General features: G+C 72.3%; 16 protein-coding genes and 1 pseudogene. 5 read left to right on the top strand and 12 right to left on the bottom strand.

From position 1 onward, the window contains the following. Nucleotide 1: 1 nt before the first annotated feature. Nucleotides 2-802, bottom strand: a complete 801-nt coding sequence (locus ABD691_RS30510) for an alpha/beta fold hydrolase (protein ID WP_344685667.1) — start codon at nt 800-802, stop codon at nt 2-4. Between the two features lie 76 nt (nt 803-878). Between ABD691_RS30510 and ABD691_RS30505 the strand changes: the two genes are divergently transcribed. The 3 genes from ABD691_RS30505 to ABD691_RS30495 are packed head-to-tail and all read left to right on the top strand — an operon-like array spanning nt 879 to nt 3,753. Beyond that, nucleotides 879-1,508: a TetR/AcrR family transcriptional regulator gene (locus tag ABD691_RS30505; RefSeq protein ID WP_344685665.1), complete on the top strand. Its 630-nt coding sequence runs from the start codon at nt 879-881 to the stop codon at nt 1,506-1,508. Nucleotides 1,509-1,552: 44 nt separating this feature from the next. After that, nucleotides 1,553-2,239 carry a response regulator gene (locus ABD691_RS30500; RefSeq protein WP_344685663.1) on the top strand — a complete coding sequence of 229 codons (687 nt, stop codon included), beginning with the start codon at nt 1,553-1,555 and terminating at the stop codon, nt 2,237-2,239. Further along, complete coding sequence (locus ABD691_RS30495) at nt 2,236-3,753, top strand: sensor histidine kinase (protein WP_344685661.1); 1,518 nt, start codon at nt 2,236-2,238, stop codon at nt 3,751-3,753. Before ABD691_RS30500 ends, ABD691_RS30495 begins: the two co-directional genes overlap by 4 nt. Nucleotides 3,754-3,801: 48 nt before the next feature. Here ABD691_RS30495 and ABD691_RS30490 read toward each other — a convergent pair whose 3' ends face one another. Both ABD691_RS30490 and ABD691_RS30485 read right to left on the bottom strand, forming a co-directional pair. Continuing rightward, nucleotides 3,802-5,541: a hypothetical protein gene (locus ABD691_RS30490; RefSeq protein WP_344685659.1), complete on the bottom strand. Its 1,740-nt coding sequence runs from the start codon at nt 5,539-5,541 to the stop codon at nt 3,802-3,804. A gap of 266 nt (nt 5,542-5,807) precedes the next feature. Beyond that, nucleotides 5,808-6,704, bottom strand: coding sequence for a LysR family transcriptional regulator (locus ABD691_RS30485; RefSeq protein WP_344685657.1), 897 nt, complete (start codon nt 6,702-6,704; stop codon nt 5,808-5,810). Nucleotides 6,705-6,776: 72 nt separating this feature from the next. Here ABD691_RS30485 and ABD691_RS30480 point away from each other — a divergent pair, with 72 nt between their 5' ends. After that, on the top strand, nt 6,777-7,706 hold the full coding sequence (locus tag ABD691_RS30480) for an EamA family transporter (RefSeq protein WP_344685655.1): 930 nt from the start codon (nt 6,777-6,779) through the stop codon (nt 7,704-7,706). Here the strand turns inward: ABD691_RS30480 and ABD691_RS30475 are convergent. The 8 genes from ABD691_RS30475 to ABD691_RS30440 all read right to left on the bottom strand — a co-directional run bounded on the left by ABD691_RS30475 (nt 7,690) and on the right by ABD691_RS30440 (nt 15,215). Further along, entirely contained in the window at nt 7,690-8,721 is a 1,032-nt protein-coding gene (locus tag ABD691_RS30475) for an ABC transporter ATP-binding protein (RefSeq protein ID WP_344685653.1), read from the bottom strand. The genes ABD691_RS30480 and ABD691_RS30475 overlap by 17 nt on opposite strands. Next, nucleotides 8,721-9,710, bottom strand: a complete 990-nt coding sequence (locus tag ABD691_RS30470; protein ID WP_344685651.1) for an ABC transporter ATP-binding protein — start codon at nt 9,708-9,710, stop codon at nt 8,721-8,723. The genes ABD691_RS30475 and ABD691_RS30470 overlap by 1 nt, the downstream gene beginning before the upstream one ends. A 7-nt stretch (nt 9,711-9,717) precedes the next feature. Beyond that, a complete protein-coding gene (locus ABD691_RS30465) occupies nt 9,718-10,647 on the bottom strand; it encodes an ABC transporter permease (RefSeq protein ID WP_344685649.1) in 930 nt (309 codons plus the stop codon). A gap of 10 nt (nt 10,648-10,657) precedes the next feature. After that, entirely contained in the window at nt 10,658-11,668 is a 1,011-nt protein-coding gene (locus ABD691_RS30460) for an ABC transporter permease (protein ID WP_344685647.1), read from the bottom strand. A 134-nt stretch (nt 11,669-11,802) separates the two neighbouring features. Then, entirely contained in the window at nt 11,803-13,488 is a 1,686-nt protein-coding gene (locus ABD691_RS30455) for an ABC transporter substrate-binding protein (protein ID WP_344685645.1), read from the bottom strand. 127 nt (nt 13,489-13,615) lie between these two features. Further along, entirely contained in the window at nt 13,616-14,284 is a 669-nt protein-coding gene (locus ABD691_RS30450) for a uridine kinase family protein (RefSeq protein WP_344685642.1), read from the bottom strand. Next, nucleotides 14,285-14,881 carry a recombination mediator RecR gene (gene recR, locus ABD691_RS30445; RefSeq protein WP_344685641.1) on the bottom strand — a complete coding sequence of 199 codons (597 nt, stop codon included), beginning with the start codon at nt 14,879-14,881 and terminating at the stop codon, nt 14,285-14,287. It abuts the gene before it with no gap. Between the two features lie 7 nt (nt 14,882-14,888). After that, nucleotides 14,889-15,215, bottom strand: coding sequence for a YbaB/EbfC family nucleoid-associated protein (locus tag ABD691_RS30440; RefSeq protein WP_344685746.1), 327 nt, complete (start codon nt 15,213-15,215; stop codon nt 14,889-14,891). Nucleotides 15,216-15,348: 133 nt separating this feature from the next. On the opposite strand from ABD691_RS30440, the gene ABD691_RS30435 reads away from it, so the two are divergent. Beyond that, complete coding sequence (locus ABD691_RS30435) at nt 15,349-17,145, top strand: alpha/beta fold hydrolase (protein WP_344685639.1); 1,797 nt, start codon at nt 15,349-15,351, stop codon at nt 17,143-17,145. A gap of 84 nt (nt 17,146-17,229) precedes the next feature. Here the strand turns inward: ABD691_RS30435 and ABD691_RS30430 are convergent. Next, nucleotides 17,230-17,898: pseudogene (locus tag ABD691_RS30430) on the bottom strand (DNA polymerase III subunit gamma/tau); the annotation flags it as partial.

Below are 17,898 nucleotides of genomic sequence, written 5' to 3'. Positions count from 1 at the left end.
GTCAGGAACCTCGCAGCACTTCCCGCAGTCTCGGGACGAAACCGGCGGGGTCGTCGACGAATCCGATGTGCCCGCCCGGGAAGAACGTCGGCTCCGCGCCGAGTTCCTTGGCCAGCGCGCGGGAAGTGCGGTCGCAGAGCTCGCCGGTCGAGTCCTCGCCGATGCCGACGACGACCCGGGACGGCACCGAGCGCAGGATCTCCAGGTCGGGCTGCCAGAAGGTCGAGTGCCGCATCTCGTGGGCGAACCAGAAGTGCTCGTCGGCGACGTCCCGCGGATCGCGCTCGCCGCCGAACATCTGCTCCACGACCTCGGCCGGGATCGCGAGGTTGGCCAGCTCGAAGAACTTGCGCCACCCGCCCAGGACATCGCCCGCGAGGTAGGTGGCGCAGCAGTCCTCGGTATCGGCGCGCAGCTGGTCGCGGTCCGGCAGCAGCTCGTCCAGCGGCGGCTCGTGCGCGATCACGGTGCGGACCTGCTCCGGACGGGCCTGCGTCAGCGCCAGGGCCGTGACCGCGCCGCCGCTGGAGCCGAAGACCGTCGCCGGACCGGCGTCGACGTGCGCGATCAGCCTGGACAGGTCGTCGGCGCGGAGTTCGGGCGTGGAGTCGGCGTCGGGATCGTCGACCCGGCTGCGGCGGATGCCGCGCGGGTCCGAGGTGAGCACCGTGTGGTCGGTGGCGAGCAGTTCGGCCAGCGGCGCGAACGCGTCGGCGTTCATCGGCGCGCCGATCAGGGCTACGAGCGGGCCCTCGCCGCGCACCTCGTAGTGCAGGCTCGCGCCGGGTACGTCCAGGTTCATCTGCTTCCCCCTCCGATTGGAACTGGACGGTACAGTACTCGTGCGGGTACTGGACCGTCCAGTACTATCCATCGACGTGGAGCGAGTGGAGACAACCGGCCGGTCGGCGCGGAAGCGGGAGTCCATCCTGGACGCCGCCCGCGAGCTGTTCCTGCGCAACGGCTACCTGGGCACGAGCATGGACGAGATCGCCGCGCTCGCGAAGGTGTCCAAGCAGACCGTCTACAAGCACTTCGGTGACAAGCGGCGGATGTTCGTCGAGCTGCTCACCGGCGACATGGACCGCGCGGACGCCTCGGTGGCCGAGCTCGCCGAGGCCGTGCCGGTCAGCCAGGACCTCGCGGCCGACCTGCGCGCCTTCGCCCGCGCGTACCTGGCGGCGGTCATGCAGCCGCACCTGATCCGGCTGCGGCGGGTGGTCATCGGCGAGGCCGAGCGGTTCCCCGAGCTCGCCGAAGCCTGGTACGCGGGCGGGCCCGAGCAGGCCTACGCGACGTTCGCCGAGTGGTTCGAGGTCCTCGGCCGGCGCGGCCTGATCCGCGCCGAGGACCCCGTGGTGGCCGCGCAGCACTTCAACTGGCTGGTCCTGTCCGTGCCGATCAACGAGGCCATGGCCCGCCCCGACGCGTCGTTCGAGCGGGACCGCCTCGACCGCGTCGCCGACGAAGCCGTCCGGGTCTTCCTCGCCGCCTACGGGACTTCCTGAACCCCGGGGCTGGTCAGCACACGACTGGGCTAACGTTGGAGAGCGTGCCGAAGGTATTGCTGGTGGAGGACGACGAAGCGCTCTCCGAGGCGCTCGGTCTCGCGCTGAGCAGCCTCGGGCACAGCGTGCAGATCGCGGGCACCGGTGAGCGCGCGCTCGCGCTGCTGGCCGAGGGCCAGCCGGTCGACGTGGTGCTGCTCGACGTGATGCTGCCCGGGGTGGACGGTTTCGAGGTCTGCCGCCGGATCCGCGCCACCAGCACGGTCCCGCTGATCCTGCTGACCGCCCGGGCGGACCCGATCGACGTGGTCGTGGGGCTGGAGGGCGGCGCCGACGACTACGTGGTCAAGCCGACCGAGCCGCGGATCATCGACGCCAGGATGAAGGCGGTGCTGCGCCGGTCCGCGCCCGCCTCGGCGGCCACCGACCCGTGCCTGCGGTTCGGTCCGCTGGAGATCGACCCGCTGTCGATGATCGTCACCCGCGACGGCCGCGAGCTCAACCTCACCGCGACCGAGCTGCGGCTGCTGCTGGAGTTCGCCGACCACCCCGGCCAGGTGCTCAGCAGGCAGGTGCTGCTGCGGCGGGTCTGGGACTACGGCTACGTCGGCGACTCCCGGATCGTCGACGCCGCGGTGGCGCGGCTGCGCGCCAAGATCGAGGACGACGCCGGGAACCCGGCGCTGCTGCGCACCGTGCGGGGGCTGGGCTACCGACTGGTGCGGCCGTGAGAGGTCCGCACCTCGGGTTGCGGGCGCGGATCGTGATCGCCGTCGTGCTCGTGACCACCACGGCCACGGTCGCGATGGCCTTCTCCGCGTACCGGTTGCAGGCCACCGGCACCACCGACCGCTTCACCGCCGCCGCCAACGCCGGTTTCACCTCCGACCTCAACCAGGTCCGGGGGCGGTTCGCCAACGCTTCCGGGCCGGGCGGGCGGATCCGGCTGGTCGCCGACTACATGCTGGGCCGCAAGGGATTGCAGTGGTCGGTCCTGGACTTCATGCCGGCTGCGGACTCGGTGCGCGGGCCCGCGTTGCTGACCTCGGGCAACGGCTACTTCGGGCCGCAGACCAAGAGTCCGGACCAGCCCGGGACGGCGTTCGGGTTCGCGGGTCTGCCGGAGCCGGTCAAGGTGGCCACCACGACGCCGTGGGTGAACCTGACCGCTGACCTGGTGGCCCGCGCCCGGCCCGGCGGGATGGCGACCGAGACGATCGAGATCGAGCGCGGCGGGCTGCTGCTGGCGTTCGCGGCCAAGGTCGGTCCCGACCTGGTGCTCGTCGAGTTCTACAACATGCAGCCGCTGCGCGACGAGCTGTCGCAGCTGCGCAGGACGCTGGCGGTGGTGGCGCTGGTCGTCTCCGCGCTCGGGGTGGCGGCGGCGCTGGTGGCCGCGGGCAGCATCCAGCGGCCGGTGCGCCGGGTGGCCGCCGCGGCGCGCAGGCTCGGGGACGGCTCGTTCGACGTCCGGCTCCCGGTGCGGGGGTCGGACGAGATCGCCGAGCTGACCAGCTCGTTCAACTCGATGGCCGAACGGCTCGGCGACTCGATCGAGGAGCTGCGGAGCAAGGACCGCCAGCAGCAGCGGTTCGTCGCCGACGTCGCCCACGACCTGCGCACGCCGACGGCGTCGCTGGTCGCCGCGGCCGACAGCCTGCGGCACCCGGACCCCGAGTCCCGCGACCGCGCCGCGCAGCTGGTCGCGACGCAGGCGCGCCGGATGGCCCGGCTGGTCGAGGACCTGCTGGAGATCTCCCGGCTCGACTCCGGGGCCGCGGAGTTCCGCCCGGAGTCGGTCGACCTGCACGCCCTGGTGCTGGACGCGGTCGAGCTGATCGCCGGTGCCGCGCGGGTCGAGCTGCGGACCAGCGGTGACCTGGAGCTGGTCGGCGACCCGCGCCGGCTGCACACGATCGCCTGCAACCTGCTCGCCAACGCGGTGCACCACGGCGCCGAGCCGGTCACCGTGGTGCTCGACGGGACCGATCCGGCCAACGTCACGATGCGGGTGGCCGACTCCGGGCCGGGGGTGGCCGACGAGCTGATCCCGATCCTGTTCGACCGCTTCGTCCGCGGCGACCGCGCGCGCAGCGCGACGGAGGGCAGCGGGCTCGGCCTGGCGATCGCGCGGCGCAACGCCTTGGCGCACCACGGCGAGCTGACCGTGCACAACGACGGCGGCGCCGTGTTCACCCTGACCGTCCCCCGCGGCGACTCGGACCCGCAGCCAGCGGACGCCTGAGGTTCCGCCACCCGCACCGCCACGCAAAACGAGCCGTGGACACAGGCGTCAAACCTGCCCGACCTCGGTCTGGCCCGGCCGCAGAGTCGGCCCGCAGGTGCGGCTCGGCCACACGTTCGTCACGTCCTTGTGGTCGACCTCGGCCACGACGGTGTCGGCGTACTCGCGGAGCTTGCGCAGCGCTTCCTCGTCGGGTACTGCGTCGCGGCGCACCCAGTCGCCCGCCGGCGCGCCGGGGAGCTCGTAGCGGTAGATCTGCACGTAGTCGCGCATCCGCGGGTCCGCGGAGATCCCGGTGTCGCCCCAGACCGACCGGGAGTGGATGAAGGTCGGCCTGACCTCCTCGAACACCCAGTCCCGCATGCCGGCCATGTCCTCGTTCTTCATGAAGTCGGCGATCCTCGGCTCGACCAGGCCGCCCAGGTCGACCAGGTGCAGCCTGCTGGTCAGCGCCGAACCGCCGAGGTCGGGCAGCAGGATCGACGCCTCGGTGGCGCCGATGATGTCGGCGTAGGCGTTGGGCACCCGGCCGAGGCGGTCGGCGACGTAGCACATGGAGATGTTGGGCACCGAGTTGAACGCCCTGGCGTGGATGCCGAAGACGTACACCGACGGCACGACCGACATCACCAGCCCGGCGGCCAGCACCACCCGGCCCCGCCGCTGGCCGTTGCGGAAGACCTCGACCGCCGAGAGCACCGCGACCAGCGCGCCCAGCGCCCAGATCGGGGTCGCGAACCGGTACTGCGCCATCCAGTCCGGTTTCAGCACGGCGAACGCGATGACGGCCAGCATCAACGGCACCAGCAGCGAGGCCAGGCCGCGCCGCCACGTCGTCGACCGGCCCAGCGCCATGCCGAGGACCACCGCCAGAGCCAGCACCGCGAGCGGACCCGCGTACCCGACCAGTTCGGCCGAGCGCATCAGGTCGGCCACCTCGGGGATCCCTTGCGCCTTGGCCACCGACGGGTTCGACAGCAGCCGCCCGAACTCCAGATATCGCCAGGTGAAGTACGCGCCGACCGGCACCGCGAACGCCAGCACCGACACCACGACCCCGCGCACGCTGGCCCCCAGGGTGTGGCGGCGCAGGTGGATCAGCACGGCCAGCGGGTAGGCGCCCGCGTAGATCAGGCCCTCCGGCCGGGTCAGCGCCGCGGTCGCCGCGAGCAGCCCGGCCACCGCCGCCACCTTGCTCGCCGGGAGCCGGTCGTCCATCGACGCGTGGAACAGCACCGCCGCCAGGCCGACGATGACCAGCGCGTACAGCGAGTTCTCCAGCCCGGAGAAGACCCAGATCACGAACGACGGGATGACCGCTAGCAGCCCGCCGACCACCAGCGTCACCAACCACGCGCGGCTGGTTACGCGGCGCGCGACCCCGTGGCAGACCGTCAGCATCGCCGCGACGCACAGCAGCGCGAGGCCCTTGGGGAACAGCACGTAGTCCGGGACCCCGAACAGCGAGCCGTGGTCGAACAGGCCGAGCAGGCGGCCGACGGCGAGCAGCACCGTCCACGTCGGATTCGAGAAGCCCTCGACCGGGTCCGCCCCCGGCTGCACGACCGGGCCGAGCCCTTCGGCGATGCTGCGCGAGTACGCGAAGGTGATCGCGGCGTCGTCGACGAACCAGTTGCCGTAGAGCGAACCGTGCGCGCCGATCGCGGCCGTGCCGCCCAGCACCGACAGCCAGGACCACGGGCGCGTCCGGCGCCTTGCGGTCTCGGCCTGGGGCTGTTCTTCTTGCGTCTCGACAGGTAGGGCCGACACCGCCGTGGTGGCCGTCATGGGAAAGAACCGCTCCTCGGGAATCCTCGATGGACGCGGCCAACGGTAGGAGCGGTTTGTGCCGGAAATTCGACCCGAGATCGCGGGTTCTGCGCCGGTTCCGCGTCAAATGTGACAGTTCTTCGACAACGGCCCGCAGTACCGTTTCGACACGCGGTACCGCTCTCCGACAAACGGCCCGCTGCGGGCGTAGCGCCCCGGCGGTACCGCCACGTGACGCTTGAAGAGCCAAGGCCGTCCCCGGCAACGGCCCGAGCCGCGCCCCGCTAGCCCGCCACCCTGGCGGCCTCCTCCAGCAGCACGTCGAGCACCAGCCGCACGGCGGGCCGCTCCGCCGCTCCGCGCCGGGACACGGCCTCGACGTTGCGGCCCGCCCGCACGTCGGCCAGCGGGCGCAGCACCAGCCGCGGGTTGTCGGCCGTGTACCTCGGCAGCAGCGCCACCCCGAAACCGTCGGCGACCAGCGCCTCGATGACCCGGAAGTCGTTGATCCGCTGCACCACCTTCGGCCGCGTCCCGGTGCGGATGGCCAGCGACCGCAGGACGTCGTCGACCGGGAACCCCACGCCCACGCTCACCCAGGGCTCGTCGACCAGCTCGGTCAGCTCGACCCGCTGCTCGCCCGCGAGCCGGTGTCCCAGCGGCAGCGCCACGTCCAGCGGTTCGCGCAGCAGCGGCGTGATCTCCAGCCGCTCCTCGTCGAACGGCTGGGCCCGGTCGTCGCGGTGGGCAACGACGACGTCGAAGTCGGCGGCCAGCGCCGGGACCTCCGACGGGACCATGTCGACGTCCCGGCACTCCAGCGCCACGTGCTCGACCGCGGCCATCCTGCGCAGCAGGCCGGGCAGCAGCAGGAGCGAGCCGGACGGGAACAGCGCGACCCGGACCGTGCCGCGCGGGGTCGACCGGTACGCGTCGAGCTCCGCCTGCGCGCGGTCGAGAGCGGCCAGCACCTCGTCGGCCCTGGCGGCCAGCATCCGGCCCGCGTCGGTCAGCCGCAGACCGCGGCCGGACGGCTCGGTCAGCGTCACGCCCACCTCCGCCTGCAGCGCCCTGATCTGCTGGGACACCGCCGACGGCGTGTAGGACATCGCCTTGGCGACCGCCGTGACCGTGCCGCGGTCGGCCAGTTCCCGCAGCAGTCTCAGCCTTCGAACGTCCATGAAGGAATGCTACACACAGGTTGAAAAACATTTAGCTGGTGCAAATACTGAGTTCGGCTCAGCATCGATGCCGTGAACGCACCTGACCGCTCGCTCGCCCTGCTCGTCGTCCTGCTCTGGGGCCTGAACTTCATCGCCATCGACATCGGCCTCCAGCACTTCCCGCCGATGTTGTTCGCCGCGGTGCGGTTCACCCTGATCGCGGTGCCGACCGTGCTGCTCGTGCCGTTCCCGGACGTCGAGTGGAGGTGGCTGATCGGGTACGGCCTCGGCTACGGAACCCTCCAGTTCGCGTTCCTGTTCGTCGCGCTCGACATCGGCATGCCGACCGGCCTGGCGTCGCTGGTGCTCCAGGCGTCCGCGCCGTTCACCGTCGTCCTCGGCGTGGTGCTGCTGCGGGAGAGGACCAACCCGTTGCAGGTGGCGGGAATCGTCATCGCGGTCCTTGGCATGGTCGCGATCGGCTGGAGCCGCGCGCAGTCCGCCGCGCTGCTGCCCGTCCTGCTCACCGTGCTGGGCGCGCTGAGCTGGGCCGTCGGGAACCTGTGCAACCGCAGGGCGAACCCGTCGAACCCGCTGCACCTGACGCTGTGGATGTCGATCGTGCCGCCGCTGCCGATGTTCGCGCTGTCGCTGCTGACCGAGGGTCCGCAGGCGGGCTGGCAGGCCGTCAGCACCGCGTTCTCCTCGACCGAGGGCTGGATGGCGCTGGGCGCGCTGGTCTACGTCATCCTGCTCGGCACGATCGGCGGGGCCGGGATCTGGGCGGTGCTGATGGGCCGCAACCCGGCGGGCTCGGTCGCACCGTTCTCGCTGCTGGTGCCGGTCGTCGGCATCACCGCCGCGTGGCTGGTCCTTGGCGAGCGGCCGGAGCCGTTCGAGCTGGCGGCCGGCGCGGTCGTCGTGTTCGGGGTGCTGCTGGGCAGCGTCCGCCGCCGCCCGGCCGAGGTCCCCGCTGCCGAGGCTCCTGCTGCCGAACCGGTGCTCACGCCGTCGCGCTGACCGCGCGCGGGGCGAGCCTGCCGCTGCGGATGTCCTCGGCGTAGTGGCAGGCGACCCGGTGACCGGGCCCGATCTCGCGCAGCTGCGGCTTTTCCGTGTCGCAGCGGGTCGCCTGCTTCCACGGGCAGCGGGTGTGGAAGCGGCAGCCCGGTGGCGGAGCGGCCGGGGAGGGCAGGTCGCCGGTGAGCAGGATCTGCTCCCGCTCGTCCTCCACCTCCGGGTCGGGGACCGGGACCGCCGAGAGCAGCGCCCGGGTGTAGGGGTGCAGCGGCTCGGCGTAGAGCGAGTCGGACCCGGCCTCCTCGACGAGCCCGCCCAGGTACATCACGCCGACCCGGTCCGCGATGTGCCGGACCACCGCCAGGTCGTGCGCGATCACCAGGTAGGTCAGGCCGTACTCGGACTGCAGGTCCTCCAGCAGGTTCAGCACCTGCGCCTGCACCGAGACGTCCAGCGCCGACACCGGTTCGTCGGCCACCACCAGGTCCGGCCCGACCGCCAGCGCGCGGGCGATGCCGATGCGCTGGCGCTGGCCGCCGGAGAACTCGTGCGGGTACTTGCGCAGCGCCTTCGGCGGCAGCCCGACCGCGTCCAGCAGTTCCCGCAGCCGCTTGCCGGTGCTCGCCCGGTCCTTGTCGAGACCGTGCGCGCGCATGCCCTCGACCAGCAGCGACTCCACCGACTGCCGGGGATCCAGCGACGCCAGCGGGTCCTGGAAGACCATCTGCATCCGCCTGCGCATCCGCCGCAGCGGCTCGCCCTTCATGCCGGACAGGTCGATGCCGTCGAACACCACCCTGCCGCCGGTCGGCTTCTCCAGCCGCAGCAGCGCGCGGCCCAGCGTCGACTTGCCGCAGCCGGACTCCCCGACCAGGCCGTAGGTCTCGCCGCGCTCGATCCGCAGCGAGACCCCGTCGACGGCGTAGACGTGGCCGACCGTGCGGTCGAGCAGCACGCCCCGCCTGATCGGGAAGTGCACCGCGAGGTCGTCGACCTCGACCAGCAGATCGCTCATCACATCCCCCCGTCGTTGGAGTGCCGCACCGGGTTGTGGCACCGCAGCAGCCGCGACCCGACGTCCACGCTGACCTCCGGGGTCTGCTGCTGGCACACCTCCAGCGCGTTCGGGCAGCGCGGGCAGAACGCGCAACCGGCGTCCCACGGGATGTTGTCGCTGATCGAGCCCTTGATCGGGGTGAGCCGCGTGCCGCGGCCGGAGTCGAGCCTGGGGATCGAGGCCAGCAGGCCCGCGGTGTAGGGGTGCCGGGGCCGGGCGAACAGCTCGTGCCGCGCGGCGCGCTCCACGACCCGGCCCGCGTAGAGCACGTTCACCTCGTCGCACAGCCCGGCGACCACGCCCAGGTCGTGCGTGATCATGATCAGCGCGGTGCCGGTCTCGGCGACCAGCTCGGTCAGCAGGTTGAGGATCTGCGCCTGGATGGTGACGTCCAGCGCCGTGGTCGGTTCGTCGGCGATCAACAGCCGCGGCCGGCAGGCCAGCGCCATCGCGATCAGCGCGCGCTGGCGCATCCCGCCGGAGAGCTGGTGCGGGTACTCCCGGAGCCGCCGGTCCGGGTCCGGGATCCCGACCCGCCGGAGCAGGTCCGCGGCCTCGGTCATCGCCTTCTTCCTGGACAGCCCGCGGTGCCGCTCGATCACCTCGGCGACCTGGAGCCCGACCGCGACCACCGGGTTCAGCGAGGTCAGCGGGTCCTGGAAGACCATGCCCAGGTCCCGGCCGCGGCGCTCGTCGAACTCCCGCCTGGACAGCCCCAGCAGGTCGGTGCCGTCGAAGGTCACCGAGCCGGTCACCTCCGCGCCGCGCGGCGGCAGCAGGCCCATGATCGCCAGCGAGGTCACCGACTTGCCGCAGCCGGACTCGCCGACCAGGCCCACCGTGCGGCCCGGCTCGACGTCGAAGGAGATCCCGTCCACCGCGGTCACCGGCGGCTCGCCCCTGCGGGCGAAGACCACCGAGAGGTCGCGGACTTCCAGCAGCGCCATGGTGTCCCTACCGTCGTCGCTTCGGATCGAGGGCGTCCCGCAACGACTCGCCGACCAGCGTGAAGCCGAGCGCGACGAGGATGATGCAGCCCGCGGGCCAGAACGCCAGCTGCGGATGCGAGTCGATGATCGTCTGGGCGCCGCCGAGCATCTGGCCCCACTCCGGGATCGAGTCGTCGGCCGCGCCCAGACCGAGGAACGACAGCGCGGCGGCGTCGATGATCGCCACCGCCAGCACCAGCGTGGCCTGCACGATCACCGGGCCGAGCGCGTTGGGCAGCATGTGCCGGAACACGATCGACGTCTCCCGCACGCCCAGCGCCCGCGCCGCGAGCACGTGGTCGCTCGCGCGCTGCGCGAGCATGGTGCCGCGCAGCAGCCGCCCGAAGATCGGCACCTGCACGATCGCCACCGCCAGGATCACCGTGAACTGGGTCTGGCTGGCGAACAGCGCGCCGATCGAGACCGCCAGCAGCAGCGACGGCACCGACAGCATCACGTCCACCGCCCGCATCACCACCGAGTCGACCCAGCCGCCGAACGCGCCGGCCGTGACGCCCAGGACCAGCCCGCCGCCGAGCCCGATCACGGTGGCCAGCACCGCGACCAGCAGCGTCTGCTGCGAGCCGAGCAGCAGCCGGGAGAACAGGTCCCGGCCGTACTGGTCGCCGCCGAGCGGGAAGCCCTCCTGCACGGGCGGGATCGTGTTGGTCGCGCGGGAGACCTGGTGCTCCAGGATCCGCTGCGCCGGGTCGTGCGGCGCCAGCCACGGGGCGGCCAGCGCCAGCAGCACGAAGACGCCGATGATCAACGCGCCGACCAGGAACACCGGGTTGCGGCGCAGCCGCCGCCACGCCGACGCCGCGAGGCTGGTCCCGGAGTCCGATGTGGACTCGGCGAGCTCGTCGATGCGCGACCTGCGCGCGTTCAGCACCATGACCGGCTCCTCACCGCGTCCGCAGCCGCGGGTCGATGAGCGCGTACGAGAGGTCGACGACCAGGTTGACCAGCACGTACACCATCGCCGCCGACAGGATCACCACCTGCAGCACCGGGAAGTCCTTGCGCTGGAAGCCGACCGCGACCGCCTGGCCGATGCCCGGGATGTTGAACACCCGCTCGGTGAGCACGGCGCCGGCCAGCAGCGCGCCGGTCTGCAGGCCGATCGTGGTCACCACCGGCAGCATCGCGTTGTGCAGGACGTGCCTGCGCCGGATGACCATCGCCGCGAGTCCCTTGGCCCTGGCGGTGCGCACGTAGTCCTCGTCCATCACGTCGAGCACCGCGGCCCTGGTGATCCGGAAGATCACCGCGAACGGGATCGTCGACAGCGCGACCGCGGGCAGGATCAGGTGCACGAAGGCGTTCCACGCCGCGTCCCACTCGCGGGTCAGCAGCCCGTCCAGGACGTAGAACCCGGTGACCCGGGTCGCGTCCAGCCCGGTGTCCTGCCGCCCGGACGCGGGCAGCACGCCCAGCTCCACGGCGAAGACGAACTTCAGCAGGAACGCCAGGAAGAACACCGGGACCGCGACCCCGACCAGCGACCAGGTGATGCTCAGGTTGTCCAGCCAGCCGCCCCGGCGGCGGGCCGCGAGGTAGCCCAGCGGGATCCCGACCGCGACCGCCAGCAGCAGCGCGAAGACCGACAGCTCCAGCGTCGCCGGGAACCGGACCAGGAACACCTCCAGCGCGGGCGCGCCGCGCTGCACGCCGGTGGACGTCCCGAAGTCACCGGTGGCGGCCCGCTCCAGAAACTTCCAGTACTGCACCCAGATCGGCTGGTCCAGCCCGAGCTGCGCCTCCAGCTGGGCGCGCGCTTGCGGCGTCGCGCGGTCGCCGAGCAGCGCCGAGACCGGGCCGCCGGGCAACGCCCGGAGCCAGGCGAACAGCAGCAGCGACAGCACGCCGACGACCAGCACCAGCTGCGCCAGTCGCCGCACGGTATATCGGAGCACCGGTCCCCCTGTAGCTCTTGGCCACCCTGTAGCGCTTGGCCACCCTGCAACTCTCGGCCACCCTGTTGGTCTCGGCCACCTGTCGGTCTCGGCGAACCTGCCGGGCCCAGCGGCCCCGGACGACGCCGGTCAGGTCACCCGGACAGCGACGCGGTCGCGTACTCCTCGTCGGTCAGCGGCGACGCGACCACGCCCTGCACCCGCTTGTTCAGCACGATCGCCGAGGGCGAGTGCGCCAGCGGGACCGCGGGCAGGTACTGGGACAGCAGCTTGCGGTTGATCTCCTGGTACATGCCCTCCCGCCGGGTCTCGTCCGGCTCACCGTCGGCGGCCCGCAGCTCCGCCGCGAGCTGCTCGCCCCACGGAGCGCCCGCGGTGTAGAAGCGGTTGGTCGGGGTGCCGAAGAAGGTCCCGATGAAGTTGTCCGGGGTGTCGTAGTCGCCGTTCCAGCCGAGCAGGAACAGGTCGGCCTTGGCGTTGTCGACGTCGTCGATGTACCCGCCGTTCCAGGGCTTGCTGATCGGGTTGACGGTGATGCCCGCCGCGCGCAGGTCCTCGGCGAGGGCGTTGTAGATGCCCTGCGGGTCCGGCATGTACGGCCGGGTGACCTCGGTCGGCCAGTAGAAGTTCACCGTCAGGTTCGACTGCCCGGCCTCGGCGAGCAGCTGCCGCGCCTTCGCCGGGTCGTGCTGGTACTGCTGCACGTCGGGCGCCCAGCCCTCGACGGTGTCCGGGTAGAACTGGGTCGCGACCTGCGCGCCCTCCGGCATGTTCGCCTTGACCAGGTTCTCCCGGTCGACGGCGTGCGCGATGGCCTGCCGCACCCGCAGGTCGGTCAGCGCCGGGTTGTTCTTCTGCGTGAAGCCCAGGTACATGACGTTGAACGGCGGCCGGACCATGACGTTGTGCCCGGCGTCGCGCAGCGCCTGCAGGTCGGCGGCGTTCGGGTAGTCGTAGCCGTCGATGCTGCCCGCCTCCAGCTCCTGCTTGCGGGAGGTCTCGTCCGGGATGATCCGGAAGATCAGCTCGCTGAGCTTGGCCTTGTCGCCGTGGAACTCCTCGTTGCGGGCGAGCCGGATGGTCTGGTTGCCCTCGTCGTAGGAGACGAACTTGAAGGGCCCGGTGCCGGTCGGGTGCGCCTTGGCGTACTCGGGGTAGATGAAGCTGTCGCCCTGCGCCTGCACGTTGTTGGCCTGGTGCTGGTCCATCGCGGCCGGTGACTGCATCGCGAACGACGGCAGGCCGAGCATGTCGGGGAACTTCGAGGTGGCGCGGGTCAGGTGGATCACCGCGGTCGCCGGGTCCGGCGCCTCGCAGGACTCGTAGAGCGACGGGCTCTTCTTGTCGGCGAAGCCGCCGAAGTTCTCGATCCAGTAGTACGACAGCGCCTGGTTCTGACCCGCCCCGGTCTGGTGGTACCAGCGCTCGAAGTTCCTGCAGACGGCGTCGGCGTTGAAGTCGGTGCCGTCGTGGAACTTCACGCCCTCGTCGAGCTTGAACGTCCAGGTCTTTCCGTCCGGAGTGGACTGCCACTCCCTGGCCAGCTCCGGTTCCACCTCGGCGGTGCCGGGCTTGAAGCCGACCAGGCCCTCGAAGATCTGCCTGCTGACCCGGAAGGTCTCGCCGTCGGACGCGTAGAACGGGTCGAACAGGTCCGGTGCGCCCGCGGCGCCGAAGGTGAGCGTGCCGCCCTCGCCGCCCCCACCACCGCGCTGCGAGGTGGCGCACGCCGCCAGCGTCACCGCCAAGGCGCAGGCGATGCCGGCGGTCCCGGCCCGGCGCCGGAAGGACCTGTGCGGCGTCGACGGAGCTCTACTCATCACAGCACCTCGGGTGTGTCGCAGGTCTCAAAGTGACGAGAGACTAACCCGGTGCCCGGCCCGCGGGGAGACCCTGAGGTTACGATCCCGCTACTTAGGTCTTCCTAAGGATTCGCCGTTTTTGCTGTTATTCTGCCGAATTTGCGGCGTCGGGCGGTAGAAGTTCCGGCGTCCGGACGATAACGGCGTCGACCCTCGACCGGGTATCGTCCGCCGCGAACCAGCGGTCCTCGAACGCCTGCCAGCGCCGCAGGTGCGGGCGCGTCGCAGCGCCGTCGCGGGCCACCGCGGCCTCCAGCCGCGCAGCGGCGTCGGGGAGTTCCAGCCACACCGCGAGCGACAGCGAGCCGGCGACCGCGCGGCGCGCGGACGAAACCCCTTCCAGCACAAGCACTTCCGGCGGGACGACGTCGACCCACGACCCGAGGACGGGTTCGCCGCCGGGCCACTCGACGCGCCGGTACCGCCCGGACTCACCGCGCCGCATCGGCTCCAGCACCCCGTCGACCAGGCGCGGCCACCACTGCACCGGCTCGTCCCAGGTGGCGAAGTCGTCGGTGGGGACCAACGCGGTGACCAGGCCGTCCGCCCGCAGCGCGGCGACCAGCGCGTGGGCGAACACGGTCTTGCCCGACCCGGACGGCCCGTCGATCGCGACCAGCCGCACCGCCCCCAGGCGCGGTGCGGCGTCGCGGATCGCGGGGACCAGATCCGGCGGGGAGATCATCCCGTCAGCCGCGGGGTTCCCGGTTCCGAGCGGCCAGCCCGCGTCGGACTCCGAAGCGGCTTCGGCCACTCAGACCGCCCGACGGCCCGAGAGGGCGCGGCCCAGGGTCAGCTCGTCGGCGAACTCCAGGTCACCGCCCATCGGAAGACCCGAGGCCAGCCGGGTGACGTTGAGCCCGGGGAAGTCGCGCAGCATCCGGACCAGGTAGGTCGCGGTCGCCTCGCCCTCGGTGTTCGGGTCGGTCGCGATGATCACCTCGGTGATCTCGTCCTTGCCGATGCGGGCCAGCAGCTCGCGCACCCGCAGCTGGTCCGGCCCGACCCCGGACAGCGGGTCCAGCGCCCCGCCCAGCACGTGGTAGCGCCCCCGGAACTCCCTGGTGCGCTCGATCGCGAGCACGTCCTTGGGTTCCTCCACCACGCACACCAGCGTCGGGTCGCGCCGCGCGTCGCGGCAGATGCGGCAGGTCGGCTCCTCGGAGACGTTGCCGCACACGTCGCAGAAGACCACGCCCTCCTTGACCTTCTGCAGGACCTCCTGCAGCCGGGTCACGTCGGCGGGTTCGGCCGCCAGCAGGTGGAAGGCGATCCGCTGCGCGCTCTTGGGACCGATGCCCGGCAGCCTGCCGAGCTCGTCGATCAAGTCCTGGACGGGACCTTCGTACACGTGCCCCTCACAGTCCGGGCAGGCCGAGACCGCCAAGGCCGCCCTGGCCGCCGAGCGCCCCGGTCACCGGGCCCATCTTCTGCGCCTGCAGCTCCTGGGCCGCCCGGTTGGCGTCCCGCACCGCCGCCACCACCAGGTCGGACAGCGTCTCGGTGTCCTCCGGGTCGACCGCCTTCGGGTCGATCGCGACCGACTTGAGCTCGCCGCCGCCGCTGACCACGGCGGTGACCAGGCCGCCGCCCGCGCTGCCGGTGACCTCCGCCTCCGACAGTTCCTGCTGCGCGTTGAGCAGCTGCTCCTGCATCTTCTGCGCCTGTTCCATGATCTGCTGCATGTTCGGCTGGCCACCAGGTTGCACCGTGGGTCCTCCTCGTTCGCGCTGACTCTTCGCACTGTGTCCCCCACCCAGCCTAGTCGGGCCCGCACAGGCCCTGGGCCGGGCCGAGCACCCGTGCGAAGGTGATGCCATGGCGCTGGACATCGTGCGTTTGCTGGAGTGCTCCAGCTGGCAGGCCTTCGACGTGGACGACGCGGGCCGGGTGCTCGCCGGGTCCGACGAGTCGGGCTCGGTGCAGCTGGCCGAGCTCGCAGACGGCGCCACCACCGCGCTGACCGCGCTGCCCGGTGCGGTCAGCGGCCGGTACCTGCCCGGCGAGCGCGTGGTCGTCGTCCAGCACGACAGCGACGGCGACGAGCGCAGCCAGCTCTCCCTGCTGCGCCTGGACGAACCGCGCGCCCCGATGCGGCCGGTGGTGCACGACCGCCGGTACGTGCACCGGCTGCTCGACGTGCTGCCCGGCCGGATCGTCTACATGACCAACCGCCGCAACGGCGTCGACTTCGACGTGGTGGTCCGCGACGCGGCCACCGGCGAGGAGCGGGTGGTCTACGACCGCGGCGGGATGGTCCTGGACGCCAGGGCGTCGCCGGACGGCCGCGTCGCGGTCGCGGTGCCCGCGAGCAAGCCCCTGTCGGACCAGATCCTGCTGGTCGACAACGCGGGCGAGGTCGTCCCGCTCACCGACCCCGACGAGCACGCCCGCCACACCCACCTCTGCTGGCTGCCCGACGGCTCGGGGCTGGTCGTCACCACCAACGCCGGCCGCGACTTCACCGGGATCGCCCGGATCGGCCCGGGCGGCGACCGCAGCTGGCTGGTGACCTCCGACGAGCACGACCTGACCGGCTGGCCGTCCCCGGACGGGTCGACGCTGCTGGTGCAGGCCAACGTCGAGGGCGCGGCCCGGTTCGCGCTGCACGAGCCGACCGGCGAACTCCGGCGCGAGGTCGGCCTGCCCGACGACGGCTGGTGCGCGTTCCCGCTGCCCGCGCCGGTGTGGTCGCCGGGCTCGCGGTTCGCCGCGCTGTCGTTCAGCGGCCCGCGGGTTCCCGGCGATGCGCTGCTGCTCCCGGCGGACGGCCCGGTGCGCGCGTTGACGAGCTCGGCCGCCCAGCTCGGGCCGGCCCCGGTCGCGCCGTCGGTCCACCGGGTGCCGACGCCGGACGGCGAGCTGATCCCGTGCTTCGTCTACAGCCCGCCGGACCCGCCGCCGGAAGTCGCGGGGTCCTCGGTGCTGATCCTGCACGGCGGGCCGGAAGCGCAGGCGGTGCAGTCGTTCAGCCCGATCGTGCAAGCGCTGGTCGGCCAGGGCCACACCGTGCTGGTCCCGAACGTGCGCGGCTCGACCGGCTACGGCAAGCGCTGGTACTCGGCCGACGACGTGCGCCGCAGGCTGTCGGCGGTGGACGACCTCGCGGCGCTGCACGACTGGCTCCCGGCGTTGGGGCTCGACCCGGCCCGCGCGGCCCTGTGGGGAGGTTCGTACGGCGGGTACCTGGTGCTGGCGGGCCTGGCGTTCCAGCCGGCGCGGTGGGCGGCGGGCGTGGACGTCGTCGGCATCTCGTCGCTGGTGACGTTCCTGGAGAACACGGCCGCCTACCGCCGGGCGCACCGCGAGCGCGAGTACGGATCGCTGACCGCCGACGCGGACTTCCTGCGCGAGGTGTCGCCGCTGACCCGCGCGGACCGGATCGCGGCGCCGCTGTTCGTCCTGCACGGCGCGAACGACCCGCGGGTCCCGCTGTCGGAGGCGGAGCAGCTCGCGGAAGCGGTGCGTGCCAAGGGGATCGAGTGCGAGCTGCTCGTCTACCCGGACGAGGGGCACGGCTTGGCGAAGCGGGTCAACCGGCTCGACGCGTACCCGCGCGCGCTCGACTTCCTGCTGCGGAACCTCCGGGCGCGGGTGGCTTCCCCGGCTCCGTAGCGGTGGCTTCGATGGGATCGTCGGCGGCACCGCGCCCTCCTGCCGAGGAATCGCCGCCGGGGTCGGTCGCCGGTCCGGGCCCGGTCAGTCGTCGATCTTGCGCGCCCCGAGCTCGTTGGCCAGCAGCTCGACGGCGGCGTCCTCGGGATCCGGCCGCGAGGCAACGGACTCGTCCGCCGGAGTCGAGTCGGCCAGCATGGCCTCCTCGTCCTCTTCCTCCACCGGCGGCGGCGCGGGCGCGGCGGCCCGCGGCGGGACGTAGTCCTCCGGAGGCGGCTCGTCGTCCGGCGGCGGCTCGGGCGGCGGAGGGATGTCGTCCGAAGGCCGGCGCCCGTTCCCGGACGGCCGCTGCGGAGCGCTCGGCCGTGCGGGAGTTTCCTTCTGCTGCGCGGGTTTCGCGCTCTGCTGCGCGGGTTTCGCGCTGGACCAGTCCGCCGAAGGCCGCCGCTGCGGCGGCTCCTCCGCCCGCTGCGGAGCGGGCTTCGGCGGCGCGGGCCTGCTCGGCGCGGCAGCCGCCGCCCCGGCCTCGACGCAGCGGACCTCCCACTCCTCGCCGAACACCGACCGCAGCGCGTCCTTGACGAAGTCGAGCCTGCGCTGCTGCGCGAACTGCCGCACCAACCCGGACGTCGGCATCGACAGCACCAGCGTCTGGTCCTGGAAGTCCTGGACGGTCGCGTTGAGCAGCAGCGCCTGCGTCGGCCGGTTCCGCTCCGCGACCGCCTTCAGCACGTCGTTCCACACCCGCCGCAC

This window comes from Saccharopolyspora taberi, from assembly GCF_039534165.1.
Classification (GTDB): domain Bacteria; phylum Actinomycetota; class Actinomycetes; order Mycobacteriales; family Pseudonocardiaceae; genus Saccharopolyspora_D; species Saccharopolyspora_D taberi.
Note: the sequence above shows the minus strand (reverse complement) of the source record. Positions and strands in the feature narration are given on the sequence as shown.